This window comes from Sphingomonas rustica, assembly GCF_039652585.1.
Classification (GTDB): domain Bacteria; phylum Pseudomonadota; class Alphaproteobacteria; order Sphingomonadales; family Sphingomonadaceae; genus Sphingomonas; species Sphingomonas rustica.
The window spans coordinates 61,488-85,415 of the sequence record NZ_JBDIZK010000008.1 but is presented as its reverse complement, the minus strand read 5'-3'; the positions used below and the strand labels follow the sequence as shown (position 1 = coordinate 85,415).

Sequence of the window (23,928 nt, the reverse complement as noted above, 5' to 3'; positions counted from 1 at the left end):
TTTCCGGCGTTGCTTGTTTCGGGTCCAGCCGATGCGACGATCGCGGACGGAGGCGCCGCACCTCCGCCACCCAGTCGAAGGGTTCGCGGACAAACAAAAAGGGGCAGCCGAAGCTGCCCCTTTGTAACCCTCGATTTCCTGCTGGGAGGAAATGGCGCGCCCGGAACGATTCGAACGTCCGACCCTCAGATTCGTAGTCTGATGCTCTATCCAGCTGAGCTACGGGCGCTTGGGAGTGGCGCTGATAGAAGCGACTCCGGATTCGCGCAAGCCCTTTGTCGCCACTTTCGACAGCTTATTTTCGCGGCGGTTGCACGGCCCTCCTGCGCGGCATAGATCGAGGCCATGCGTCACGCCGTCTTTCCACTTCTCGCCCTGGCACTTGCCGGCTGTTCGGACACCGGCCGGACCTATCCCTCGCTGTTGCCGCGGCCGATCGAGGGGGTTGGCATCGCCGAACCCAAGCGGACGGTGCCCGTGGCGGAGACCGATGCGGCGCTGGACAAGCGGATCTCCGAACTGGTCGGCACGCTGGAGGCGCAGCAGCGCGCCTTCTCGACGCTGGCGGGCGAGACCGAGGCGAAGGTCGCGGTCGCCAGCGGGTTGCCGCGCGGATCGGACCGGTGGCTGGATGCACAGACCGCGCTGACCCAGCTGAGCGGGACGCGCGGGTCGGTGACCGATACGCTGCTGGCGCTCGAAGGGCTGGCGAGCGAGCGGGGCATGGCGGGCAAGGTGCCCTACCCCGCGCTGGACGCGGCGGTGGGGCGCGCGTCGCAGGTCGACGCGCAACAGGCGGCACGGCTGCGCAGCCTCGAAAGCGCGCTCGGCACCCCCTGATCGGCGGCGCGTCGGCGTAGGAAGCTTCCTACGCCAAGATATATCTCAGTCGCCCGCGCCCTTGTCCCACGGCATCGCCGCCGGGCGCAGCACCGGGATGATCGAGGCATAGTCGTCGGTCCAGCCGGTGAAGCCCGGCTTGCGCTCCAGCGGGGTCCAGCCGGGGGTCGCGTCGCCCAGCCGCTTGAGCACCGCCGGATCGGGTGACAGCGCGATCCAGTCGGACGCGGACGCCTCGGGCTCGGGCTCGGCGGTGACCGCGATCTTGCCGCGCGCATCGGGCGAGGCGGTGAAGGTCATCATCGGCTGGTAGCGGAACTCGGCGGCATGCCAGCCGCCGCGCGCAGCCGCCTCGGCGACGACGGGATCGAGCGCCATGTAGCGGTTGGAGATGTGCACCAGCAGCAGCCCGTTCGGGGCCAGCACGCGGCGATAGACGGCAAAGGCCTCATCGGTCATCAGGTGCATCGGCACCGCGTCGGACGAGAAGGCGTCGAGCGCCAGCAGGTCGAGGCTGCCGGCCGCCTGCTGCTCCAGCCGCACGCGGGCGTCGCCGACGACGATCTTCGCATCGGGCGCGCACTGGCTGAGATAGGTGAAGGCGCCCGAATCGCGTGCCAGCGTGACCACGGCCGGATCGATCTCGAAGAACTGCCAGTGCTGGCCGGGCCGCGCATAGCAGGCGAGCGTACCGGTCCCGAGACCGACGACGCCGATCCGCGCGCTGGGTCCGTAGAGGCCGGGGGCAGCGAGCATCGCCTGGCCTACGCCCGAACCCTGGACATAATAGGTGGTGGGCTGACGCGACCAGGCACCCTTGAGCTGGACGCCGTGCAGCGTGGTGCCGTGTGCCAGCCGTCGTAGATTTGGCAGATCGGTCATGGTGTAGACGCCGAAATAGCTGCGCATCCGCGTACCCGAGGCAGACACCTCAAGCGCCTGGTGCAGGCCCAGCAGGAACAGCGCGCCCATCAGCGCCGCGACGAAGACCGGGCGGCAGCCGATCGCCGCCACGCCGATCAGTGCCACGCCGAGAAAGGCGGTGCGGTCGGCGAAGTCGGAAGATTGCGCCCAGGCATTGAGGCCGAACAGGTCGCGAATGCCGATCAGCACGAGCAGCGAGATCAGGAAGATCGCCGCCAGCGCCTTGACCAGCGCGACCTGCGTCTCGCCGCGCCACAGCTTTTCGAGGATAGGCAACAGATAGCGCTGCGGCACCAGCAGTCCGGCGGCGATGATCAGCAGCGGATATTCATAGGTCCAGTCGAAGATGAGCGGCGCGATCAGCGCGGCGAACACGCCGCCAAGCATGCCGCCGACCGACATGGCGAGATAGAAGCCGGTCAGCCGGTCGGGCTCGGGCCGCAGCTCGTACATGCGGCGATGGCACGAGACCGCCACCAGCAGCAGCAGGAACAGGCCGATGCCCGCATTGACATAGGGATAGTCGTGGTTGCCGGTGATGAAGGTCGATCCGGCGATCAGCAGGAAGGCCGGGGTCAGCTTGGGCAGCAGCCAGTCGAGGAACGGGCTGTCGCGGAACGCCAGCGAGAAGCTGAGCAGATAAAGGCCGAGCGGCACCACCCACAGCAGCGGCACCGCGACGATGTCGGTGGTGAGGAAGGTGGTGGTCGCCAGCATCAGGCCCGAGGGGACCAGCGCCAGCACGATCCAGTGGACGATGCGGCGCCTGGTCGGCGCCTCGCTGCTGTGGCGGACATGCGGCACGTCGGGCGCACGCCTGGGCAGCAGCAGCGCGCAGCCGGCGATCAGCACGAAGACCAGGCCATAGCCCGCGGTCCACAGCCAGCTCTGGCTGCCCAGCGCCATGTTGGGTTCGACCAGCAATGGATAGGCGAGCAGCCCGCCGAAGCTGCCGATGTTGGACGCGGCATAGAGCGCATAGGGATCGCGCCCGCCGCTGGCGACCGAGAACCAGCGCTGGAGCAGGGGCGCCTGGGCGGAGATGGCGAAGAACAGCGGCCCGATCGAGGCGACCAGCAGCCCGGGCACCCAGATGCCCGGCTCGGCATCGGCGGGCAGGTCGATGTCCCACAGCCAGATCGGTAGCCACAGCGCGGCGACCGCGAGCACGCCGAGATGGATCAGCGCCTGGCGCCGCACCGGCACCCGGCCGAGCCAGTGTGCATAGGCATAGCCGCCCAGCAGCAGCGCCTGATAGACCAGCATCGCCGAGTTCCACACCGCCGGCGCCCCGCCCAGCCTGGGCAGCGCCATGCGCGCGATCATCGGTTGCACGAGGAACAGCAGGAAGGATCCGCCCAGGATCGCCGCGACGAACAGTCTGTGCGTGGCCGCGGGCGCGGGCGCCGCGTCCTTTTCCGCCTGGTCGGTCATGACAGAATTCTCTCCAGGCAAGGCGGCGTCAGGATCGATGCGCTGCCGCAGGCGCCGGCCGGTCGGCGGGCCGGGCGATGCGATAGGTGATGTGCGGGATCAGATGCCCCTGCGCCTTGGGATGATCGAAATCGTCCTGTGGCGCGCGGACCATGCCCAGCCGTTCCATCAGGCCCCAGCTGGCGCTGTTGCCCGGCGTGGTGATCGCGGCGACATGGTCGACCGCCAGATGGTCCCAGACCCAGTCGAGGCTGGCCTGCGCCGCCTCGCGGGCATAGCCCCTGCCCCAATGGTCATGGGCCAGCCGCCAGCCGATCTCGATCTCGCCCTCGATCGGCGTGTCCTCGGCACCCGGCTTCACCCCGCAAAAGCCGAGGAACGCGCCGTCCTCGCGCCGCTCGATCGCCCAGAAGCAATGGCCGTGCGCGGCGCGGACGCCCTCGATCCGCTCGATCAGCGCCGCCACCTCGTCGCGGGACATCAGCGGTCCCAAAGTCGCCATGACGCGCGGGTCCTGCCCCATCGCGGCGAAGGGGTCGAGATCGGCGGGCGTCCAGCCGCGCAGGATGAGGCGTTCGGTGAGAATCATGCCGGTCGGTCGATCGCATAGACGATCATCGCGCCCAAGGGATCCCCGGCTCGAAAATCGGGATGGGCGAAGTCGAGGTCGGTGCGCCGCCGCATGCCCAGCCGCTCCATCAGCCCCCAGGAGCGGCTATTGCCGATCACGGTCCAGGCGGCGATCCGCCGACGGCCGGTATTGGCCCAGCCCCAGGCGATGCTGGCCTCGGCCGCCTCGCGCGCGATGCCCTGCCCCCACCAGGCCTCGCCGATGCGCCAGCCGATCTCGAGCTCCTCGGGCACGGGCGTGCCGGCATGGCCGCCGATGCGCACCCCGCACACCCCGGCCAGCGCGCCGGTGTCGCGCAGCTCGACCGCCCACATGCAGTGCCCGTCGCGGGCCTGGAGCGCGATCTGGCGGTCGATGATCCGGTCGTGCGCCGCCTGATCGGGCGGGCCGCCGAAATGGGCCATCATCGCCGGCGTGTTGACCAGCGCGTGGAAGACCGGCTTGTCCGCCTGGCGCCACGGCCGCAGGATCAGGCGATCGGTCTCGATCACGCGCGCGCCCGGTCCGCCGGCCTCTGAATCGCGAAGGTGACCGTCGGCTGCAGCCGGTGGCCGTCGGGAAACAACGTGGTCAGATAATCGCCATCGGCCAGCCGGTGCATGCCCAGCCGGACCATCAGCTTCTGGCTCTTCTCGTTCACCGCCGAGGTGATGGCGACGATCCGGTCCGCGTCCAGCCAGTCCCAGGCATCGTCGATCACCGCGGCCATCGCCTCCTGCGCATAGCCCTGGCCCCACCAGGCCTGGCCAGTGATCCAGCCCGCCTCGACCATGCCGGCGATCGGCGAGTTCGGTGCGCCGGGCTTCAGTCCGCAAAAGCCGATGATCGCCCCGTCCTCGCGCCGTTCGAGCGCCAGGAAACCCAGCCCCTCGCCGCGATAGCCGTCATGCCGCGCCAGCGACGCTTCGGCCCCCGCCCGGTCCTGACCGGGGAACAGGTCGGCCATCACCGCCGGATCGCTGAGGATCGCGACCAGCGCCTCGCGGTCGCCCGGCCCGGGCGGGCGCAGGACCAGCCGCGCCGTCTCGATCATGGGTTCAGCAGCCGCGCGGCGTGCGGCGCGTGATAGGTGAGCACCCCCGAACAGCCGGCGCGCTTGAACGCCATCAGCGTCTCGATCACCAGCGCGTCGCGCTCGCCCGCGCCGGCGGCGACCGCGGCCTCGATCATCGCATATTCGCCGCTCACCTGATAGGCGAACACCGGCACCTGGAACTCGCTCTTCACGCGCAGGATGATGTCGAGATAGGGCAGGCCCGGCTTGACCATCACGCTGTCCGCGCCCTCGGCCAGGTCGAGCCCGACCTCGCGCAGCGCCTCCTCGGCATTGGCCGGGTCCATCTGATAGGTCTTCTTGTCGCCCTTCAGCAGCCCGCGCGAGCCGACGGCGTCGCGGAACGGACCATAGAAGCCCGAGGCATATTTGGCGGAATAGGCCATGATCTGGACATTGTGGTGCCCACCCTGCTCCAGCGCCTCGCGGATCAGCCCGATGCGGCCGTCCATCATGTCGCTGGGCGCGACGATGTCGGCCCCCGCCTCGGCCTGGACGCGCGCCTGGTCGACCAGCACGGCGGCGGTCGCGTCGTTCAGGACATAGCCGGCGGCGTCGACCAGCCCGTCATGGCCGTGGCTGGTATAGGGATCGAGCGCGACGTCGGTCAGCACGCCCAGGTCCGGCACCGCATCCTTGATCGCGCGAATCGTGCGGCACATCAGATTGTCGGGATTGAACGCCTCGCGCCCGTCGTCGCTGCGCAGCGCGCCGGGAGTGTTGGGGAACAGGGCGATGCAGGGAATGCCGAGCGACACCGCCTCGCGCGCGCGCTCGACGATCTTCGGGATAGAGCAGCGCGAGACGCCGGGCAGCGTGGCGATCGGCTCCTCGTCGGCGCCTTCGCTGACGAACAGCGGCCAGATCAGGTCAGCCGGGGTCAGCACGGTCTCGGCATGCATCCGCCGGCTCCAGGCCGTGGAACGGGTGCGGCGGAGGCGAAGCGCGGGATACTGGCTCATGGCCGGGCTTCTGCGCCTGTTGCCCGTCTCAGGCAAGCCGTCAGGCGGCGGGCTGCTGCCGCCCCGCCGGCTCGGCGTCGGACAGCGCCTGTTCCTCGAGATGCGCCGGCTCGGGCGGAACCGTCAGCTGGCCCTGGCGCCAGTTGCCCCAGCGATAATAGGCGGCGGCCATCAGCAGCGTCGCGGTCGACCCCAGCGGGAAGCTCCACCAGATCGCGTCCGCCCCCAGCCACGGCATCGCGGTCAGCGCGAAGCCGATGCGGACCGGATAGAGCGCCACGATCAGCGCGATCAGCGGCGCCCATACCGCGCCATTGGCGCGCACGGTCGAGAACAGCACCATCGTCATGCCGAACAGGACGAAGTTCCAGCTGGCGATCAGCTGGATATGCCGGCCGATCGGGATCGCCGGGCTGTCATGTCCGACGAACAGCGCCATCACCGGCCGGTCGAACAGGATCACCGCCGCCACCATCGCGCCGGTGATCAGGCAGTTATAGACCAGGCCCGACCGGGTGATCCGGGCGATCCGGTCCCAGCGGCCGGCGCCGATATTCTGCGCCGCCATCGCGCTGACCGCGGCGCCGATCGCCATCGCCGGCATCTGGATATAGGTCCACAGCTGCTGGCTGACGGCATAGGCGGCGGCGGTCTCGACGCCCTCGCGGTTGACCAGCCCGATCATGGTGAGCCCGGCAAAGGTCATCACCAGCATCTGAGCCCCCATCGGCAACCCCTTGGCGATGATGGTGCGCATCAGCGCGCGTTCGGGCAGCAGCCATTTCAGCTCCGCCCCGCGCAGCCGGATCGGCAGGTCGCGCCAGTACAGCGTCACCAGCAGGCCGATCGCCGCGACATGGTTGGCGATCAGCGTCGCCGTCGCCGATCCGGCGATGCCCATCCGCGGAAACGGCCCGATCCCGGCGATCAGCAGCGGGTTGAGCCCGGCATCGACGACCACCGAGAGCCCCATGAACCACAGCGGCGTCATCGCGTCGCCCGCGCCGCGCAGCCCCATCATCAGCAGCACCAGCAGCATCGCCGCGGGCAGCCCCAGGAAGATCACCCGCAGATAGGCCTGGGCCATCGCCATCGCCTCGGGCGGGGTCGCCAGCACCCGCAGGATCGCGGGCGAGAACAGCCAGCCGAGCAGCGATACGAAGATCGCCCCGCCCAGCACCAGCCCGACCGCCGACCCGAAGGCACGCCGCGCGCCCTCGACATCGTTGCGGCCCATGCTCTGCCCGACCAGGATCGTCGCCGCCATGCCGAAGCCGAACACGGCGGAAAACATCAGGAACATGATGATGTTGGCATTGCTGGTCGCCGCCAGCGCGCTCTCGCCCAGGAACCGCCCGACCCAGATCGAATTGATCGACCCGTTGAGCGACTGGAGGATGTTCGACCCCAGGGTGGGGAGCGCGAACAGCAGCAAGGTGCGGCCGACATCGCCCTGGGTCAGGTCGCGGCGCGGTTTGGGGGAGGATGCCATCGCCCGACACTACTGCGATGCGGGCGAGTTGTTCCAGTGGCGATACTGCCGCTGGTCGCGGCGCTGATTGCGATGCTGGTGCTGTTCGGCGCCGGGGCGATGGCGCGGCCGAAATGGTGACGGTTCAGCGGCTCGCGTCGATCGCCAGCTGCATCGTCATCGTGCCGTCGCCATAGGGCGGATCGCCGGGCACCTCGGCAAAGCCCTGTGTCCGCCAGAACCGGTCGGCGCCGTTGACCGCGATCAGCATGACCGCCCGCGCCCCCTCGGCCCGCGCCTGCGCCAGCACCCGCGCGACCGCGGCCTGCGCGGCACCCCGGCCGCGTGCCGCCGGCATCAGCGCGAGGTCGTGGAGATAATAGCCGTCGGCGCCCTCGGGGACCGCGCCGATCGGCTTGCCGATTGCGGGCAGCACCGCGCCGGCCGGCCAGGGATGGCCGATCAGATAGCCGATCGCCGCCTCGTTCTCTTGGGCGAGCACATGGCACCCCAGCGGATACAGCGCCAGCCGCTCGGCATAGACCGCCGCAGGCTCGGTGAACGCGCCATGCACCGCGTCGGAAATGGCCGCGACCGCGGACAGGTCGTCCGCCCGCATCGGCCGCCAGGCGGCGGATCCGCTCATGGCCTCACGCCGCCGGGAACGCCGCGCCCACCCGCCACTCCAGCACGGTCAGCGGCACCCGCCCGGCGCCCAGCACCGTGTCGTGGAACTTCGCCTGGGTGAAGCCCGGCCGCGACGCCACCTCGTCGCGCAGCCGGCTGATCGCGATCTGCCCGATCTTGTAGGCGCATGCCTGGCCCGGATAGACGATATAGCGGTCGATCTCGGTCTGCGCCGCGCTGATCTTCGACGAGGTCGCCGCCAGATACTCGACTGCCTTGTCGCGGCTCCACCCCTTGGCGTGCATGCCGGTATCGACCACCAGCCGGGCCGCGCGGAACGCGAACGAGGCGAGATAGCCGATCTTGCCCAGCGGATCGTCGTCATACATGCCCAGCTCGTCGGCGACCTGCTCGGCATACAGGCCCCAGCCTTCGCCATAGGCCGTCACCGATGCGGTCTGGCGGTAAATCGGGAGCCCCGCATCCTCGTACTTCAGCGCGCCCTCGAACAGGTGCCCCGGCGCGCCCTCGTGATAGGCGAGCGTGGGCAGGGTATAGCGCGGCCATTCGCCGGTATCGCGCAGGTTGATGAAGAAGATTCCCGGCCGCGACCCGTCGGGCGTGCCCGCCTGGGCCGACCCGCCCGGCGCGCCGATCTCGATCTCGGGCGGCACCCGGCGGATCTCGTACGGCGCCTTGGGCAGGCGGCTGAACACCCGCGGCAGCCGCTCGCGCACCGCGACCAGCCGGCCGTTGAGATAGGCGAGCAGCTCGGCGCGGCCCTCATCGGTATTGGCGAAGGCCTGGCCCGGCGCATTGCCCAGCGCCGCCAGCCGGTCGCGGATGCTCCCGTCGCGATAGCCCTGCGCCTTCAGCAGCGTATCCATCCGCGCATTCAGGTCGGCGACCTGCTCCAGCCCTAGCCGGTGGATCTCGTCCGCGGTCATCGTCGTCGTCGTATGCTGCGCCAGCGCGGCGGCATAATAGGCCTCGCCCTCGGGCAGGCCCGACACGCCCGGCGCATCGCCGGCGCGCGGCAGCAGCGCGGTCAGCGCCTCGATCTGCCGGGTCAGCGCGGCGCGGATCGGCCCGGCGAAGATCGCCGCCGCGCGATCGCCATAGCCGCTCAGGCCGATCTCGCCGCTGCGCCGCGCGATCGACGAGACCAAAGTCTTCGACGCCGGCTCGCCGTCGCGCAGCCGCGCCAGCTGCTGCAACGCCTTGTCCAGGATGAAGCGCGGCGCGATCACCCCGGCCGCGGCATTCTTCTTCACCAGCGCGGTATCGGCATCGATCAGCGCCGGCACCGCCGCCAGCCGCGCCATATAGGCATCGGCATCGGCGCGGGTCTTCACCGGATGCTGGCTGTCCAGGAAGGTGCCGACCCCGGTATAGAATCCGCCCAGCTGGGTGACGGCATAGGGCCCCGGCCGATGGCAGAAGCCGCCGGTGTGATAGCGGAACCGATTCAGACGCTGCCGCGCGAGCAGGTCGAACTCGGCACAGTCCCAGGCAAGCCCCGCCTGGTCGCCGAGCCCCGAGCGTCCGATCGCGCGCAGCTCGGCAAGGTTCCGGTCCACCCGCTTCGCCTTCGCCGCCCGCCCGGCCGCGCTCCAGTCGGGAAAGCGACTGCGCAACGCCGCACGCGCGCCGGTATCGAGCGCCAGGCTGGTCGCCCCGGTCGGATCCTCGACCAGCCCCGCCTCGAACTGCCGCATCAACAGCGCATCGAGCCGTGCGTCCTTGTCGGGCGCGACGAAGGCGGCGGCACCGGAGGGCAGGCCGGCAGCAACGGCGGCGGTGCCGATTCCGGCAAGCAACTGGCGGCGGTCGAAACTGGCGGTCATGGTCATCGGTCCCCTTTGCGTAGCCCAACCCTAACCAGCCCACCCGCCCCGGTCGAGGCCGCGCATCCCGCAACCTCAAGCCGCCCCTACCGATCCCACCGCGCCGGGATCAGCCCGATCCGCACCGGCGCCATCGCCGTCCATCCCCGCGCGGCGATCACGTCGTTGCTTTCCTTCGCCTTGCGATCCGGTCCCAGCGACCAGGTGATGTGGAAATGGCTGCCGTCGCCGCGCTCGGTCGTGCCGGCGATGCGCACCACCAGCGCCTGCACGCCGTCGCCATCGTCCGCAACGCCGATCACCTCGCCCTCGGTCTCGACCGGTATCGGCGTGCCGTCGCCGGTGTCGAAGCGCAGCGTCACATGATCGGCCACCACGCGGCCGTAGCGCGGTGGCACGCGGCCGAGCAGCATCTCGCGCGCCGCCGGCGGCAGCTTCCACCCCGTGACCCGATGCGTCACCTGCGGCAGCTCACTCGGCCAGCGCCTCCTCGGCATCGTCCGCCCTCGCGGTGCGGGCCGGGCTGCGGGGCGACACCTGCGCTACCGCCTGGCCCAGCTGCGCGCCGTCATAGGGCTTGGCCAGGATCACCGCGCCGTCGACCGCGCCCGCCGCCGGGGCGTGGCGGTCGCCGGTGGCGAAGACCACCCCGATGCTCGGCCGGATCGCCCGCGCGCGCTCGGCCAGCTCGGGGCCGTTCATGCTCGGCAGGTTCACGTCGCTGACCAGCACGTCGATCCCGGTGGTCTGCAGCGCGACCAGCGCATCCTCGGCGCTGCCCGCGTCGATCACCAGATAGCCCGCCTCCTGCAGCATGTCCGACGTGCTCGCCCGGATCAGGTCGTCATCCTCGACCAGCAGAACCGTCGCCGGTGCGACCGGTCGCGCGGCGACGCGGGTCGCCGGCACGGGCGCGGGCACGCCCTCGACCGGCAGGATCGGCGGCGCCGCCTCGATCGGGCGCGTGCCCGCGACGCCGCGCTGCTGCTGGTTGGCGACCACATGGCGCAGCCGCCGCGCCAGCTGCTCGCGCGTATAGGGCTTGGACAACAGCTCGACGCCGGGATCCAGCCGCCCGCCATGGACGATCGAATTCTCGGTATAGCCCGAGGTGAACAGCACCGCGACATGGGGCAGCCGCTCGCGCGCCATCCGCGCCAGCTCGGGGCTCTTCAGCCGGCCGGGCATCACCACGTCGGTGAAGATGATGTCGATCGGAATGCCGCTCTCGATCACGCTCAGCGCGTTGGTCGCGTCGACCGCCTTCAGCACGCGGTAGCCCAGGTCGGTCAGCAGCTCGATCGCGGTCGCGCGGACCTCGTCGTCGTCCTCGACGACCAGCACCGTCTCGGTCCCGCCGACGATCGGGCCGGAATCGACCATCACCTCGACATCCTCGGGCGCGGTCGATCGCGGCAGGTACAGCTTGACCGTCGTGCCTTCGCCCGGCTCCGAATAGATCTTCACATGGCCGCCCGACTGCTTGACGAAGCCATAGACCATCGACAGCCCCAGGCCCGATCCCTTGCCCTCGCTCTTGGTCGAGAAGAACGGCTCGAACACCTTCTCCAGCACCTCGGCCGTCATGCCCGATCCGGTGTCGCTGACCGCCAGCATGACATATTGCCCCGGCGTCACCTCGGCATGGGTCCGCGCATAGGCGTCGTCCAGGCTGGCATTGCCCAGCTCGATCGTCAGCTTGCCGGTGCCCTCCATCGCGTCGCGCGCGTTGATCGCCAGGTTCAGCAGCGCATTTTCCAGCTGCGCCGGATCGATGAAGCTGTTCCACAGCCCGCCGGCGACGATCGTCTCGACCTCGATCCCCTCGCCGATCGCGCGGCGCAGCATGTCGTCCATGTCGCGCACCAGCCGCGTCGAGTTGACCACTCGCGGCTCCAGCGCCTGGCGCCGGCCGAAGGCGAGCAACTGTGCCGCCAGCTTCGCGCCGCGCGACACGCCCGACAGCGCATTGGCGACCCGCGCCTCGGCACGGTCGTTGCCGGCGACGTCCTTGGCCAGCAGCTGGAGATTGCCCGAGACGACCTGCAGCAGGTTGTTGAAATCGTGCGCGACGCCGCCGGTCAGCTTGCCGACCGTCTCCATCTTCTGCGACTGGATCAGCACCGCCTCGGCATGGCGGCGCTCGGCGATCTCCTCGATCACGCGCGCCTCCAGCGTCTCGTTGAGCTGGCGCAACTGCTGCTCGGCGCGGGTGCGGTGGCGCACCTGGCGCGCCAGGTCGGCCTCGCGGTCGACGCGGTCCTGGATATCGAACACCAGCACATGGAACCCGATCACCCGGCCGTCCTGCTCGCGCGGCAGGTAATGGACCTCGCAGGCGCGCTTGACGCCGTCCTGGTGCGGCATGGTGGTGTCGGCGATCACCGTCTCGCCCTTCAGCGCGCGCTCGATCAGCGGCCGGCGCTCGGCAAAGGTCTCCTCGCCGACGATCTCGCGCACGCTGCGGCCGACGACGTCCTCCGCCCGCACGCCCAGCCAGTTCTCGTAGAAGCGGTTGGCGAAGCGATAGGTCAGGTCGCTGTCGATATACGAGATCAGCACCGGCAGCGCGTCGGCGATCGTGCGCAGCTCATATTCGCGATGCTCGGCGCGGCGGCGCACCTCGACCCGCTCGGTGATGTCGACCACGGTGCACAGCACGCCGCCCACCTTCCCGCCTTCATGGACGGGGGTGTAGAACAGGTCGAACACCATCTCCTCGGGCGTGCCGTTGCGGTTGAGGACCAATGTCTGTTCCAGCGCGGACATCGTCTCGCCGCGGAACCCGGCCTCCAGCACCTTGCGGTTGAAGTCCCAGATCTCCGGCCAGATCCCCGGCACCGTCCCGCCCAGCGCGGCGGGATGATTGGCGCCGGCGATCAGGCTGTAATTGTCGTTGTAGATCATGACATGGTCGGGGCCCCACATCAGCACCTTGGGCACCGGCGAGTTGACCACGTTGCTGACGGTCGTCTTCAGCTCGGGCGACCAGAGGCCGATCGGGCCCAGCGGATTGAGCGACCAGTCCATGTTGCGGATGATCCGCGCGCACGCGCTGGTGCCGATCAGCCAGCCATGATCGGTCGGATCGACCGGGGCGGCAGGGGTGCCGCCGTCGCGCAGCAGCTTGATCGCGGTGCGCACGACCTCGCTGGCATTGCCATATTCGCCGATGGCGAGCTGGTCGTCGATATACTGGTCGAGCTCGGGGGTGAGCGAAACGTTGCGCGTCTGTCGGGATGCCATGTCGCGGCGACAGATGGTAAAGCGGCGACTTTGTGTCAACCAATGCTACATCGCCGCTACTCGCTATGGCGATCCGCCTGCCGGGTCGATCCGCTCAACCCCGCCCGCGCGCTGCCACCCCGATCGCCTGCACGCCGGTCGCCAGTGCCGAAGCTGCGGCGCCGAACGCGACCACCCCGGTCCAGCCCCAGCCGCTCCACAGCGCCGTGGCCGCTGCCGATCCCGCCGCGCCGCCCACGAACATCGCGCCCATGAACAGCGTGTTGAGCCGCGCGCGCGCCTCGGGCCGCAGCGCATAGACGATATGCTGGTTCGACACGAGCACGCCCTGGATCGCGAAGTCGAGCAGGATCACCCCGGCCACCAGGCCCGCGATCGAGGTCCACAGCCCGAAGATCGCCCAGGACAGCAAGGCCAGCGCCGCGCCCGACACGATCACCAGCTGCGGCCCGCGCGCGTCCGCCACGCGCCCGGCCAGCGGCGCCGCGGCAATGCCCACCGCGCCGACCACCCCGAACAGCCCGGCAATGTCCGCCCCGAGGCCGAAGCGCGGTTCCTGCAGCCGGAACGCCAGCACCGTCCAGAAGGCGGTGAACCCCGCGAACAACAGCGCCTGGGTGATCGCCGCGCGGCGAAGGGCGGGAAACTCGCGCCACAGATGGACCAGCGAGGCGAGCAGCGCGCCATAGCCGATCCGCGCATCGGGCCGGCTGCGCGGCAGGCGCAGCGCCATCCACCCGCCCATCGCCAGCGCGATCGGCGCGGCCAGCAGGAACATCTCGCGCCACCCGCCATGGGTCGCGACGAACCCGGCGACCGTCCGGCTGAGCAGGATCCCGCCCAGCAACCCGGCCATCACCGTCCCCACCACCGCGCCGCGCCGCTCGGGAACCGCCAGATGCGCCGCCAGCGGAACGACCTGCTGCGCCACCGTCGCGAAGATGCCGATCCCCAGCGATGCCGCCAGCAGCGACCAGGCGCCGCCGGCGATCCCCGCGAACACCAGCGAGACCGCAAGCAGCACGAACTGCGCCACGATCAGCCGCTTGCGCTCGACCAGGTCGCCCAGCGGCACCAGCAGGAACAGTCCGGCGGCATAGCCGATCTGGGTCACGGTCGGCACGAACGCGGTCAGCCTGCCGGGAAGCTCGCCTTCCATCACCGCCAGCATCGGCTGATTATAATAGATGTTGGCGACCCCGACGCCGGCAGCCGCCGCCATCGCGAGCACGAGGCCGCGGGACAGTGCGGGGGTGGTGGTTCCGTGCATGGCGTGCCCTTCCGATAGAGCCGCGATCTAGGTGCGCCGACACTCCCCGAAAAGGCAAACCAAGGTTTGGGTGTGCAACACAGCCGCACCCTCCCCGTCACCCCGGCATTCCAGCCACTGCGGCCGGGGGACGGTTGGGGGCGGGCCCGCCCCGCTTTGCTCAGTCGGGCTTCTTGGCCACGCCGACCAGCGCGGGGCGCAGGAGGCGGTCCTTGATCATGTAGCCGGACTGGATTTCCTGGACGACGGTGCCGGGTTCGGCGTCCGCGCTGGGGATTTCCATCATCGCCTGGTGCCGATTGGGGTCGAGCGCTTCGCCCATCGCGACGATCTTCGTGATGCCATGGCGCGAGAAGACCGAGTCGATCTCGCGCCCGGTTGCCTCGAGACCCACGACCAGGCCCTTGAACTTGTCATCCTCGCGCAGTTCGGCGGGGATAGTGGTCAGCGCGCGGCTCAGATTGTCGGCGACCGACAGCACGTCGCGGGCAAAGGCGGTGGCGGCATAGGTGCGTGCGTCCGCTGCCTCGCGCTCGGCGCGGCGGCGGACATTCTGGGTTTCGGCCTGGGCATAAAGGACCGCTGCCTTCGCCTCGGCAAGGTCGGCCTCCAGCGTGGTCAGCCGGTCATGCTCGGCGACTTCGGGCGCTTCCGCGGCAGTCTCGTCGCGCAGCGTCTCGCTCTCGTTCGCATTCGCTTCGGCAGTGTCCATCGTCTCGTCTTTCGCCATATCGTCCTGTCACTTTACCCCAAGAGGCGCGCCATCGTCGCAGCCGTGAAATCCACCATGGGCACGACACGCGCATAGTTCAACCGCGTCGGGCCGATCACGCCGACCACCCCGACCACCCGCCCGTCGAGCGCGCGGACCGGTTTCGCGATGACCGACGACCCGGACAACGCAAACAGCTTGTTTTCCGATCCGATGAAGATTCGCGTCGCCTCGCCGTCGCGCGCGCTGTCGAGCAGCCGGGCAATCTCCTCCTTGCCCTCCAGCTCGTCGAGCAGCTGGCGGACGCGGTCGAGATCCTCGGCCGCCGCCGTGTCGATCAGCCGCGCCTGGCCGCGAACGATCAGCACCGGGCGGTGGCCGCTATCCTCGCTCCACAGCGCCAGGCCGCGCTCCACCAGGGTGCGGGCCGCACTGTCCAGCGCGGCGCGTTCGGCGCGGATCTCGCGATCGATCCGCGCGCGCGCCTCGCCAAGCGTCAGGCCCGACAGGGTCGCGCTGAGATAATTGGCGGCCTGTTGCAGCGAGGCGGGGTCCATCCCCGCGGGCAGGTCGACGACGCGGTTCTCGATCGACCCGTCGGTGCCGACCAGCACCGCCAGCGCGCGGTCGCCGCCCAGCGGGGCGAAGCCGAACTGGCGCACCACCGGCTCCCGCTTGGGCACCAGCACCATGCCGGCGCAGGCCGAAAGGCCCGACAATGCGGAAGCGGTATTGGCCAGCGCCTCCTCGATCGGGCCGCCCTCGCCCGCGCGCGCCTCGATCGCGGCGCGTTCCTCCGCCGAGGGCTCGTTCGCCTGCATCATCCCGTCGACGAACAGGCGCAGGCCGATCTCGGTCGGCATCCGCCCGGCGCTGGTGTGCGGCGCGGCGAGCAGGCCCAGTTCCTCGAGATCCTGCATGACGTTGCGGATCGACGCTGGCGACAGGTTGAGGCCGGAAATCCTGGAGATGGTGCGCGAACCGACCGGCGCACCGCTGTCGAGATAGGATTCGACGAGGATGCGGAACACGCCCCGCGCGCGGTCGGTCAGTTCGTGGATCGGCGGGCTGTTCATGCCAGCGATGTAGGACGCATCCGGCGCTGCCTCAACGGGCTTGCGTGCGGCATCGCCGGGTTCGGGGCCGGGTCCGGGGCTATTCGATCGCGCTGCTGCGGCGCGTGAGGCCGATCCACTCGATCACCGGCAGCTTCGCCAGCGCCGAGTTGATCGAGCGCTGGATCGGCGCATAGCGCGGTTCGACGCAGCCGGTCGCCCAGTGCAGCGCATCCGACCGGCCCGCCTCGCCCGCCCAGGCGATCGAGCGGGAGGCGCCGTCGGGAATATGGTCCGCGCATTCGCCGGGCTCGTTCTCGACGATCATCCGCCGGCCCGACGGGCGCACCGGTTCCAGCGCCGCGACCACCTCGCGATAGGTCTGGGGCGACACCTTGAAGGTGCGCGACCCGACCAGCGTCGTCGTGTCCATGTCGGTGAACGGCCCGGCACCCTTGCCGTCGAAGATGCCGCGGCCATCGGCGAACAGGGTGATGGTGAATACCGGGCACTGGCCCTCGCACGGGCCATAGCCGATTTCGATCGAGCTCGGATCGAACCGGGGCCCCGCCGGCGCCGGCGATGCGAGCGACGTCGGCAGGGAGACAGGCGACGGCGCGCCGGTCGCGACACCGCCCGGCATCGGCCGCTGGCGCCCACGCTTGGCGGGCACGTCGTCGCCGCACCCTGACAACAGCAGAATCAGCGCGGCAAGTGCCGCCGTTCGAAATCCTCGCATTCGTCCCCCGGCGAATCGTCGATCAGGGCCGCTCGCCGATCAGCGCTTCCAGCTCGGGAATCGCCTCGGGCGCGTTGCCCAGTGCGTCGGCCATTGCCCGGTTCTTCTCCAGATTGCAGCCGAAATAATAATAGAGCTGCTGGCTGTCGCCGATCATCCGCGTCCAGCTGATGTCGACGCTGGGCATGTCGGTGACCGGCTGCTCGCACCCCGCGCTGCCCCGTTCGTAGCGCCGGACACCGCTTTCCGGGCGATAGGGCTGGAGCCGGGCGAGGAATGCCTGATAGGCGGCCGGCGTCGTCCTGAAGGGGCGTTCGCCCTCGACCCTGGTGAAGCGCTTGCCGGTGAACACGCCGCTGCCGTCGGGGCGCAGCGTCACCGAATAGACCGGGCAGGCGCCGAAACAGGGCCCGGTCGCATAGGTCACCGAATCGCCCTCGATCGCGACCGGCCGGTCGCTGCGGGGGACGCAGCCCGCCAGTGCCAGCGCCGCCACGCCCAGGATCATCCACCGCATCGTCATTCTCCCTTGAATCGCCCAACCCCCGAGGCCGGCTCTGGTTGCCGTCGGGCAAGCTGCGGGCTGGCGCCGCCCCCGACAAACGCTTAGGTGCCGCGTCGAACCTTGCAGGAGACTGAAGCACATGCGCCCTTCCGGCCGCGCCCCCGACCAGATGCGAACGATCTCGATCGAGCCCAACTTCACCCGCCATGCGGAAGGGTCGGTGCTGATCGGCTTCGGCGACACCCGCGTGCTGGTGACCGCCAGCATCGAGGAGCGCGTGCCGCCGTTCCTGCGCGGCAAGGGCGAAGGCTGGGTGACGGCGGAATATGGCATGCTGCCCCGCGCCACCCACACCCGCGGCAGCCGCGAGGCGGCCAAGGGCAAGCAGTCGGGCCGCACCCAGGAGATCCAGCGGCTGATCGGCCGGTCGCTGCGCTCGGTCACCGACCTCAAGGCGCTGGGCGAACGCCAGATCACGCTCGACTGCGACGTGATCCAGGCGGACGGCGGCACCCGTACCGCCGCGATCTCGGGCGCGTGGGTCGCGCTGCGGCTGGCGGTGAACAAACTGATCGCTGGCGGCCAGCTGACCAGGGATCCGATCCGGCAGCAGGTCGCGGCGGTCAGCTGCGGCATCTACCAGGGCACGCCGGTGCTCGACCTGGACTATGACGAGGACAGCGCGGCGGACGCCGACGGCAATTTCGTGCTGCTGTCCGACGGCAAGATGGCCGAGGTCCAGGCGACCGCCGAGGGCGCCTGCTATGACGAGGAAGCGCTGCTTCGCCTGCTGCGGCTTGCGCGGATCGGCGCGAAGGATATCTTCGCCGCTCAGTTGAAGGCGGTTGGATGATGATCGACGAGAGCGACCAGGAACGCGCGGCACCGCGCCAGGCGATCCGCCAGCTTGCCCCCGGCAAGCTGGTGATCGCCAGCCACAATGAAGGCAAGGTGCGCGAGATCCGCGAGTTGCTCGGCCCCTATGGCATCGAGCCGGTCTCGGCCGCCGAGCTCGACCTGCCCGAGCCCGAGGAGACCGGCACGACCTTCGTCGCCAATGCCGAACTGAAGGCGTTGCAGGCGGCCGACCTGTCGGGCCTGCCCGCGCTGGCCGACGACAGCGGGCTGTGCGTCGAGGCGCTGGGCGATGCGCCCGGCATCTTCTCGGCGCGCTGGGGCATGGCCGATCCGGGGCTGCCGGGCGTCGATCCGGTCGCGGGCGGCGCGGCGCGCGACTTCGACCTGGCGATGCGCCGGGTCGAGGACAAGCTGGCGGCGCTGCCCGAGGGCACGTCGCGCAGCGCGCACTTCGTCTGCGCGCTGGCGCTCGCCTGGCCCGACGGCCATGTCGAATGGTTCGAGGGGCGGGTCGACGGCACGCTCGTCTGGCCGCCGCGCGGCGAGCGCGGCTTCGGCTATGACCCGATGTTCCTGCCGCTGGACGGCGAGCAGACATTCGGCGAGATGGACCCCGACGCCAAGCACGCGATCAGCCACCGGGCGGACGCGTTCCGCCAGCTGGTGGATGCCGTCTTCACGGGCTGAGCCCAGCCAGCCAGATCAATCCCGGTTCGTCCGGACGATGGGACCGCATCGTCCGGACGAACGACGGCCGTGCCGTCCGGCGCGCAGCGCCGACTTTGCCGCCAACCCGCTGGAATCGTTTCCGGCCGCGCGAACCGCCCCCGCAAATCAGTCGTTTCGCAGTCGCAACAAACCACCATTCTCGACTGGATCGCGGCTATCGGCCAACCGATCCATGCCCTAGCCCTAGCCTGCCGCGCCCCGAGACTCATGTCCGGCCGCTTGCGGCCGTTGCTGTCCGGGGAGAGCATATGAGCCGGCAATTTCTTGGCGAGATCCGCCTGTTTTCCTTCGATTTCGCGCCGAGCACATGGGCCTATTGCGCGGGCCAGTTGCTCAACAGGTCGCAGAACCAGCGATTGTTCGCGCTGATCGGCACGACCTATGGTGGGGACGGAATCACCAATTTTGCCCTGCCCGACATGCGTGGTCGCGCGCTGATCCATTCGGGGACCGGTCGCGGCGCGACCTATTTGATCGGGCAGCAGGGGGGCCTGGAGAGCGTCACGCTGGTCCAGGACCAGATACCGTCGCACAGCCACCTGTGGCAGGTGACGCGTGATACGGGCGACAAGGCATCGCCTGCGTCGAATTACTTCGCCGGAGGCCGATCGAACGCGCAGCCAGCCGCCGCCTATGCCGCTGCACTCACGAACCCGGTCCTGATGGCGGCGACGACGATCGGGCCCGGTGGGGAATCGCGGCCGCACACGAACATGCAGCCCTATCTCGCGCTGGCCTATTGCATCGCGCTCCAGGGCGCCGATCCGCAGCGCAACTGAGCCCACGCATCCACCGCATTTGCGAGGATATCGACATGAGCAATCCCTTCATCGGCGAGATCCGGCCCTTTGCCGGCAATTACGCCCCCCGGAACTGGCATTTCTGCGACGGATCCCTGCTGGAGATTGCCGAGTATGAGCTGCTCCACACGCTGCTGGGCACGTCCTATGGCGGGGATGGTCGGGCCACGTTCGGCGTGCCCGACCTGCGCAGTCGCATTCCGATCGGCCAGGGCCGCGGCACCGGACTGACCAACCGCCCGCTCGCCGAAACGGGGGGCACCGAGAACGTGACGCTGACCGCGCAACAGGTCGCCGCGCACAGCCACGGCGTCATCGTCTCGGCCGATGCCGGCAGGTCGCCCCAGCCCGGGCAACATGTTCCCGGAGCACCGGCGAACGAGGCCCTGTTCTACCTGGCGCCCGGTGCCGGCATTCAGATCGACGCGGTGCTGGCCGCGGACAGCATCGTGCCGACGGGCGGGCGCCAGGCGCACGAGAACCGCATGCCGATCACCGCCCTGAACTTCATCATCGCGCTGACGGGCATCTACCCGTCACGCAACTGACGCGAGGGAACCACCATGAATCCGTTCATCGGCGAAGTCCGCGCCATCAGCTTCCCCTTTGCGCCGCTCGGCTGGCTACGCTGTGACGGCACCGTCCACTCCGTCGTGCAATATCGCCGGCTGTTCGACGTGATCGGCAGCACCTATGGCGGCAACGGGACGACGACCTTCGCCGTCCCCGACCTTCAGGGCGCTGCCGTGGCGGGCCAGGGCCAGGGACGCGGCCTGACCCGCTATGCGCTGAACGAGAGCGCCGGCGAGATCGCCGTGACACTGACGCTGGATCAGCTTGCCGCGCATAACCACCCGGCGGTTGCCAGGGTCGAGCGGAGCGGGACCACCAACATGCACGGCGTGCCTGCCGCGGGGGATCATCTGTCCCGCTTTGCTGGCGCAGCCGCTCCGGGCTCGGCCTTCAACGATCCGCCCCTGGTCGACCCCGACACCTTCCTGCCCGATATGATCCAGCCGACCGGCGCGGGCGAGGCGCATGAGAACCGGCAGCCCTTTCTCGCGATGGTCTATTGCATCGCGACGCAGGGCCTTTTCCCGCAGCGCAGTTGACGGGTGCACCGCAACCGACGCTGCGCGGGTCGCTACGGTGAGACCGCGCCATGGCCGCCGGGAGATACACCCATAATCGACGGAATCGGGGCTATCGGCCCCCCGCCCCATCGGTTAGCCCTCTCGTCGTCCGCGTTCAGACCGGACGATGAAGCGATGATCGCTGCTCTGGGGGAGGGCATATGAGCCAGCAATATGTGGGCGAGATCCGCCTGTTTCCATATTCGTTCGCTCCCAAGACCTGGGCCTATTGTTCGGGCCAGATCCTGACGATACAGCAGAACCAGGTGCTGTTCGCGTTGCTAGGCACGACCTATGGCGGCAACGGCACCACGACTTTCGCCCTGCCCGACATGCGCGGACGTACCGTGGTCGGCATGGGTACCGGGCCCCTGGGCAGCTATGCCTGGGGTCAGCAGGCCGGCAGCGAAACCGTGACGCTGATCCCGTCGCAGATGCCGTCGCACACCCATTTGTGGCAGGTGACGCGGGATGCGGGCGACACGACTGCGCCCACCGGCAATTATTTCGCGGCAAGCCGGGCGGGCGGACAGCCGGCCGCGGCCTATGGCGCGCAGACCACGCCGGTCATGCTGGCGCCGACCACGATCGGCATCGGCGGCGGCTCCCTGCCCCATGAGAATATGCAGCCCTACACCGCGCTTGCCTATTGCATCGCGCTGCAGGGGCTTTTCCCGTCACGCAACTGAGCGCCGCGCGGCCGCATTCTGCGAGGATATCGATATGAGCGATCCCTATCTGGGCGAGATCAGACCGTTTGCGGGCACCTATGCCCCGCGCAACTGGCGCTTGTGCGACGGATCGATCATCAGCATCGCCGACAATCAGGCGCTGTTCACGCTGCTGGGAACGACCTTCGGCGGCGATGGGCAGACGACATTCGGCCTGCCTGACCTTCGCGGCCGGCTGCCGGTGGGCGTCGGCCAGGGGCGGGGCCTGACCAACCGCTTCCTCAGCCAGATGGGCGGTAGCGAAAGCGTGACGCTGACCCAGGCGCAGATTCCGGGGCACACGCACGCGGTCGTGGTCTCCGGCGACGCGGCCGAATCGCCCCAACCCGCCAACCAGGTGCCCGCAGCACCCGTCAATGGCGGCGTCTTCTATCTGCCGCCGAACATCGGCTCGCAAGTGGATGCCCCCCTTGCCGGGGACTGTCTGACCGCAGCCGGCAACAGCCAGCCGCACGAGAACCGCATGCCCGGCACGGCCATCACCTACATCATCTCGGCCGCCGGCATTTTTCCGCAGCGCAACTGACGAGCGAAGGGAAGTTCAATCGTGGCTCCATTCATCGGCGAGATCCGGGTCGTCGCCTTCAGCTATCCGCCGGCCGGCTGGATCCCCTGCGACGGGCGCATGCTCTCGATCTCGGTGTACAGCATCCTGTATTCGGTCATCGGCCTCACCTATGGCGGAAACGGAACGACGATGTTCGCCGTCCCCGACCTGCGCGGTTCGGCGACCATCGGCCAGGGCGCCGGGCCAGGCCTGACCGACTATTCGATCGGCGATATCTTCGGCACCGTCGCAGTCACGCTGAATTCCGACCAATTGCCGAGCCACACCCACCTGACCGATGCGAAGGTCAACCAGTCGGGAACGGCGAACATGCACAATGTACCCGTCACCGGCGACCAGCTGTCGCGCTTCGCCCCGTCGGGCGGGATCGGGTCGGCCTATAACAACCCGCCGCTGAACAACCCGGCGACGTTCGCCCCGACCATGGTGCAGCCGACCGGCGGGAGCGACTCCCATTCGAACCAGCAGCCCTATCTTTCGATGATGTATTGCATCGCAACCCAGGGGGTTTTTCCGGCACGGAGCTGACGCGGAAGCGGCGGCGCGCAGCACGCCGTCACGGTTGGCTTCGCGTGTGCAGCATACACCCATTTCCGACGGAATCGGGGCTATCGGGGGCCAAGGCCTTGCTCTAGCCCTAGCCGGACTGCCCGCTGCGCCACCACGGCGTCGTGCGCTGTTCGGGGGAGGGCCTATGAGCCAGCAGTTTGTCGGCGAGATTCGCCTGTTTCCCTATACTTTCGCACCGCGAACCTGGGCTTATTGTTTCGGCCAGCTCCTTGCGATCCAGCAGAATGCCGCCCTGTTTTCCCTGCTCGGCACCACTTATGGCGGGAACGGCAGCACGACCTTCGCCCTGCCCGACATGCGCGGCCGGGCGCTGGTCGCGACGGGAACCCGCGACGACCTGACCTATATGCCGGGCCAGGTAGCGGGGACCGAAACCATCTCCCTGACCCAGTCCCAGATGCCGGGTCACACCCACGGGTGGCAGGTCACGCGCGCTGCGGGCGACACCGCCGCGCCCGCCGGCAATTATTTTGCAGGAAGCCGCGCCGGCGGCCAGCCGGCCGCCGCCTTCGGAGCGCTCACGACCCCGGTTCCGATGGCGCCCGCGATCATCGGCCTGGCCGGCGGGTCCCAGCCGCACAACAACATGCAGCCGTCGCTCGTGATGACCTACTGCATCGCGCTCCAGGGCATATTTCCGTCGCGCAATTAAGCGCCCGCATCCACCGCATCCGCGAGGATATCGACAATGAGCAATCCCTTCATGGGCGAAATCCGGCCTTTTGCCGGCACCTTCGCTCCGCGCGACTGGCATTTCTGCGACGGCACGCTGCTCCAGATCGCCCAATATGATGCCCTATATACCTTGCTGGGCACCATTTACGGCGGGGACGGGCAGACCACCTTCGGGCTGCCCGATCTGCGCGGACGCCTTGCCATCGGGCAGGGCACGGGGCCGGGCCTCAGCCCCCGTACGGTCGGCCAGGTGTTCGGAACCGAAAGCGTTACGCTGACCACGCCGCAAATGCCCGGCCACAGCCATACGGTCGTCGTCAGCGCTGCCGCCGCCACCTCGCCCCAGCCCGGCGACAATGTGCCGGCGGCGCCGACCAACAACAATCTGCTCTACCTGCCGGTCAATGTCGGAACCCAGGTCGATGCGGTCCTGGCCCCCGACAGCCTGTTGCCCGCCGGCGGAAGCCAGCCGCACGAGAACCGCATGCCGATGACCGCCATCAACTTCATCATCGCGTTGTCGGGTGTCTACCCGTCGCGCAACTGA

General features: G+C 69.2%; 26 protein-coding genes and 1 tRNA gene. 11 read left to right on the top strand and 16 right to left on the bottom strand.

Annotation, left to right across the window (positions count from 1 at the left end; all coding sequences use genetic code 11):
- Positions 1 to 152: 152 nt before the first annotated feature.
- Positions 153 to 229, bottom strand: a tRNA-Arg gene (locus tag TPR58_RS14150).
- A gap of 116 nt (positions 230 to 345) precedes the next feature.
- Between TPR58_RS14150 and TPR58_RS14145 the strand changes: the two genes are divergently transcribed.
- A complete protein-coding gene (locus TPR58_RS14145) occupies positions 346 to 840 on the top strand; it encodes a hypothetical protein (RefSeq protein ID WP_346247343.1) in 495 nt (164 codons plus the stop codon).
- 45 nt (positions 841 to 885) lie between these two features.
- Here TPR58_RS14145 and TPR58_RS14140 read toward each other — a convergent pair whose 3' ends face one another.
- From TPR58_RS14140 to TPR58_RS14070, 15 genes are all read right to left on the bottom strand, one after another.
- A complete protein-coding gene (locus TPR58_RS14140; RefSeq protein ID WP_346247341.1) occupies positions 886 to 3,198 on the bottom strand; it encodes a spermidine synthase in 2,313 nt (770 codons plus the stop codon).
- A 28-nt stretch (positions 3,199 to 3,226) separates the two neighbouring features.
- The gene (locus TPR58_RS14135) at positions 3,227 to 3,787 is read right to left on the bottom strand and encodes a GNAT family N-acetyltransferase (protein WP_346247340.1); all 561 of its coding nucleotides are present in this window, start codon (positions 3,785 to 3,787) and stop codon (positions 3,227 to 3,229) included.
- On the bottom strand, positions 3,784 to 4,320 hold the full coding sequence (locus TPR58_RS14130; protein WP_346247339.1) for a GNAT family N-acetyltransferase: 537 nt from the start codon (positions 4,318 to 4,320) through the stop codon (positions 3,784 to 3,786). Before TPR58_RS14130 ends, TPR58_RS14135 begins: the two co-directional genes overlap by 4 nt.
- Positions 4,317 to 4,862, bottom strand: coding sequence for a GNAT family N-acetyltransferase (locus tag TPR58_RS14125; RefSeq protein ID WP_346247337.1), 546 nt, complete (start codon positions 4,860 to 4,862; stop codon positions 4,317 to 4,319). Before TPR58_RS14125 ends, TPR58_RS14130 begins: the two co-directional genes overlap by 4 nt.
- Positions 4,859 to 5,845 (bottom strand): porphobilinogen synthase, encoded by a 987-nt coding sequence (gene hemB, locus TPR58_RS14120; protein ID WP_346247336.1) that lies wholly within the window; start codon positions 5,843 to 5,845, stop codon positions 4,859 to 4,861. Before hemB ends, TPR58_RS14125 begins: the two co-directional genes overlap by 4 nt.
- Positions 5,846 to 5,885: 40 nt before the next feature.
- On the bottom strand, positions 5,886 to 7,337 hold the full coding sequence (locus TPR58_RS14115) for an MATE family efflux transporter (protein WP_346247335.1): 1,452 nt from the start codon (positions 7,335 to 7,337) through the stop codon (positions 5,886 to 5,888).
- A gap of 124 nt (positions 7,338 to 7,461) precedes the next feature.
- The gene (locus TPR58_RS14110) at positions 7,462 to 7,962 is read right to left on the bottom strand and encodes a GNAT family N-acetyltransferase (RefSeq protein ID WP_346247334.1); all 501 of its coding nucleotides are present in this window, start codon (positions 7,960 to 7,962) and stop codon (positions 7,462 to 7,464) included.
- Between the two features lie 4 nt (positions 7,963 to 7,966).
- Positions 7,967 to 9,796, bottom strand: coding sequence for a DUF885 domain-containing protein (locus TPR58_RS14105; RefSeq protein ID WP_346247333.1), 1,830 nt, complete (start codon positions 9,794 to 9,796; stop codon positions 7,967 to 7,969).
- An 80-nt stretch (positions 9,797 to 9,876) separates the two neighbouring features.
- Complete coding sequence (locus TPR58_RS14100; RefSeq protein ID WP_346247332.1) at positions 9,877 to 10,251, bottom strand: hypothetical protein; 375 nt, start codon at positions 10,249 to 10,251, stop codon at positions 9,877 to 9,879.
- A gap of 10 nt (positions 10,252 to 10,261) precedes the next feature.
- Positions 10,262 to 13,036, bottom strand: a complete 2,775-nt coding sequence (locus TPR58_RS14095; protein WP_346247331.1) for a hybrid sensor histidine kinase/response regulator — start codon at positions 13,034 to 13,036, stop codon at positions 10,262 to 10,264.
- A gap of 94 nt (positions 13,037 to 13,130) precedes the next feature.
- Positions 13,131 to 14,306 (bottom strand): MFS transporter, encoded by a 1,176-nt coding sequence (locus TPR58_RS14090; RefSeq protein ID WP_346247330.1) that lies wholly within the window; start codon positions 14,304 to 14,306, stop codon positions 13,131 to 13,133.
- Between the two features lie 160 nt (positions 14,307 to 14,466).
- Positions 14,467 to 15,018, bottom strand: a complete 552-nt coding sequence (gene grpE, locus TPR58_RS14085) for a nucleotide exchange factor GrpE (RefSeq protein WP_346247329.1) — start codon at positions 15,016 to 15,018, stop codon at positions 14,467 to 14,469.
- A gap of 32 nt (positions 15,019 to 15,050) precedes the next feature.
- On the bottom strand, positions 15,051 to 16,094 hold the full coding sequence (gene hrcA, locus TPR58_RS14080) for a heat-inducible transcriptional repressor HrcA (protein WP_346247328.1): 1,044 nt from the start codon (positions 16,092 to 16,094) through the stop codon (positions 15,051 to 15,053).
- Positions 16,095 to 16,173: 79 nt separating this feature from the next.
- Positions 16,174 to 16,812, bottom strand: a complete 639-nt coding sequence (locus tag TPR58_RS14075; protein WP_346247327.1) for a DUF6438 domain-containing protein — start codon at positions 16,810 to 16,812, stop codon at positions 16,174 to 16,176.
- Positions 16,813 to 16,834: 22 nt separating this feature from the next.
- Positions 16,835 to 17,329 carry a DUF6438 domain-containing protein gene (locus TPR58_RS14070; RefSeq protein WP_346247326.1) on the bottom strand — a complete coding sequence of 165 codons (495 nt, stop codon included), beginning with the start codon at positions 17,327 to 17,329 and terminating at the stop codon, positions 16,835 to 16,837.
- Between the two features lie 127 nt (positions 17,330 to 17,456).
- On the opposite strand from TPR58_RS14070, the gene rph reads away from it, so the two are divergent.
- The 10 genes from rph to TPR58_RS14020 all read left to right on the top strand — a co-directional run bounded on the left by rph (position 17,457) and on the right by TPR58_RS14020 (position 23,928).
- Positions 17,457 to 18,170, top strand: coding sequence for a ribonuclease PH (gene rph / locus TPR58_RS14065; RefSeq protein ID WP_346247325.1), 714 nt, complete (start codon positions 17,457 to 17,459; stop codon positions 18,168 to 18,170).
- Complete coding sequence (rdgB, locus tag TPR58_RS14060; RefSeq protein WP_428835719.1) at positions 18,170 to 18,862, top strand: RdgB/HAM1 family non-canonical purine NTP pyrophosphatase; 693 nt, start codon at positions 18,170 to 18,172, stop codon at positions 18,860 to 18,862. The genes rph and rdgB overlap by 1 nt, the downstream gene beginning before the upstream one ends.
- 290 nt (positions 18,863 to 19,152) lie before the next feature.
- Positions 19,153 to 19,683, top strand: a complete 531-nt coding sequence (locus TPR58_RS14055) for a phage tail protein (protein WP_346247323.1) — start codon at positions 19,153 to 19,155, stop codon at positions 19,681 to 19,683.
- 35 nt (positions 19,684 to 19,718) lie between these two features.
- Complete coding sequence (locus tag TPR58_RS14050) at positions 19,719 to 20,252, top strand: phage tail protein (RefSeq protein ID WP_346247322.1); 534 nt, start codon at positions 19,719 to 19,721, stop codon at positions 20,250 to 20,252.
- Positions 20,253 to 20,267: 15 nt separating this feature from the next.
- Entirely contained in the window at positions 20,268 to 20,816 is a 549-nt protein-coding gene (locus TPR58_RS14045) for a phage tail protein (protein ID WP_346247321.1), read from the top strand.
- 182 nt (positions 20,817 to 20,998) lie between these two features.
- Positions 20,999 to 21,526 (top strand): phage tail protein, encoded by a 528-nt coding sequence (locus TPR58_RS14040; protein WP_346247320.1) that lies wholly within the window; start codon positions 20,999 to 21,001, stop codon positions 21,524 to 21,526.
- A gap of 34 nt (positions 21,527 to 21,560) precedes the next feature.
- On the top strand, positions 21,561 to 22,094 hold the full coding sequence (locus tag TPR58_RS14035) for a phage tail protein (protein WP_346247319.1): 534 nt from the start codon (positions 21,561 to 21,563) through the stop codon (positions 22,092 to 22,094).
- 21 nt (positions 22,095 to 22,115) lie between these two features.
- Positions 22,116 to 22,664 carry a phage tail protein gene (locus tag TPR58_RS14030; RefSeq protein ID WP_346247318.1) on the top strand — a complete coding sequence of 183 codons (549 nt, stop codon included), beginning with the start codon at positions 22,116 to 22,118 and terminating at the stop codon, positions 22,662 to 22,664.
- Positions 22,665 to 22,830: 166 nt separating this feature from the next.
- Entirely contained in the window at positions 22,831 to 23,358 is a 528-nt protein-coding gene (locus TPR58_RS14025; RefSeq protein ID WP_346247317.1) for a phage tail protein, read from the top strand.
- A 36-nt stretch (positions 23,359 to 23,394) separates the two neighbouring features.
- A complete protein-coding gene (locus TPR58_RS14020) occupies positions 23,395 to 23,928 on the top strand; it encodes a phage tail protein (protein ID WP_346247316.1) in 534 nt (177 codons plus the stop codon).

Bases quoted from the DNA above. Each gene is read 5' to 3' on its own strand.
- TPR58_RS14145 (WP_346247343.1), top strand. From the start codon at position 346: ATGCGTCACGCCGTCTTTCCACTTCTCGCCCTGGCACTTGCCGGCTGT.
- TPR58_RS14140 (WP_346247341.1), bottom strand. From the start codon at position 3,198: ATGACCGACCAGGCGGAAAAGGACGCGGCGCCCGCGCCCGCGGCCACG.
- TPR58_RS14135 (WP_346247340.1), bottom strand. From the start codon at position 3,787: ATGATTCTCACCGAACGCCTCATCCTGCGCGGCTGGACGCCCGCCGAT.
- TPR58_RS14125 (WP_346247337.1), bottom strand. From the start codon at position 4,862: ATGATCGAGACGGCGCGGCTGGTCCTGCGCCCGCCCGGGCCGGGCGAC.
- hemB (WP_346247336.1), bottom strand. From the start codon at position 5,845: ATGAGCCAGTATCCCGCGCTTCGCCTCCGCCGCACCCGTTCCACGGCC.
- TPR58_RS14115 (WP_346247335.1), bottom strand. From the start codon at position 7,337: ATGGCATCCTCCCCCAAACCGCGCCGCGACCTGACCCAGGGCGATGTC.
- TPR58_RS14110 (WP_346247334.1), bottom strand. From the start codon at position 7,962: ATGAGCGGATCCGCCGCCTGGCGGCCGATGCGGGCGGACGACCTGTCC.
- TPR58_RS14105 (WP_346247333.1), bottom strand. From the start codon at position 9,796: ATGACCATGACCGCCAGTTTCGACCGCCGCCAGTTGCTTGCCGGAATC.
- TPR58_RS14095 (WP_346247331.1), bottom strand. From the start codon at position 13,036: ATGGCATCCCGACAGACGCGCAACGTTTCGCTCACCCCCGAGCTCGAC.
- TPR58_RS14090 (WP_346247330.1), bottom strand. From the start codon at position 14,306: ATGCACGGAACCACCACCCCCGCACTGTCCCGCGGCCTCGTGCTCGCG.
- grpE (WP_346247329.1), bottom strand. From the start codon at position 15,018: ATGGACACTGCCGAAGCGAATGCGAACGAGAGCGAGACGCTGCGCGAC.
- hrcA (WP_346247328.1), bottom strand. From the start codon at position 16,094: ATGAACAGCCCGCCGATCCACGAACTGACCGACCGCGCGCGGGGCGTG.
- TPR58_RS14075 (WP_346247327.1), bottom strand. From the start codon at position 16,812: ATGCGAGGATTTCGAACGGCGGCACTTGCCGCGCTGATTCTGCTGTTG.
- TPR58_RS14070 (WP_346247326.1), bottom strand. From the start codon at position 17,329: ATGCGGTGGATGATCCTGGGCGTGGCGGCGCTGGCACTGGCGGGCTGC.
- rph (WP_346247325.1), top strand. From the start codon at position 17,457: ATGCGCCCTTCCGGCCGCGCCCCCGACCAGATGCGAACGATCTCGATC.
- rdgB (WP_428835719.1), top strand. From the start codon at position 18,170: ATGATCGACGAGAGCGACCAGGAACGCGCGGCACCGCGCCAGGCGATC.
- TPR58_RS14055 (WP_346247323.1), top strand. From the start codon at position 19,153: ATGAGCCGGCAATTTCTTGGCGAGATCCGCCTGTTTTCCTTCGATTTC.
- TPR58_RS14050 (WP_346247322.1), top strand. From the start codon at position 19,719: ATGAGCAATCCCTTCATCGGCGAGATCCGGCCCTTTGCCGGCAATTAC.
- TPR58_RS14045 (WP_346247321.1), top strand. From the start codon at position 20,268: ATGAATCCGTTCATCGGCGAAGTCCGCGCCATCAGCTTCCCCTTTGCG.
- TPR58_RS14040 (WP_346247320.1), top strand. From the start codon at position 20,999: ATGAGCCAGCAATATGTGGGCGAGATCCGCCTGTTTCCATATTCGTTC.
- TPR58_RS14035 (WP_346247319.1), top strand. From the start codon at position 21,561: ATGAGCGATCCCTATCTGGGCGAGATCAGACCGTTTGCGGGCACCTAT.
- TPR58_RS14025 (WP_346247317.1), top strand. From the start codon at position 22,831: ATGAGCCAGCAGTTTGTCGGCGAGATTCGCCTGTTTCCCTATACTTTC.
- TPR58_RS14020 (WP_346247316.1), top strand. From the start codon at position 23,395: ATGAGCAATCCCTTCATGGGCGAAATCCGGCCTTTTGCCGGCACCTTC.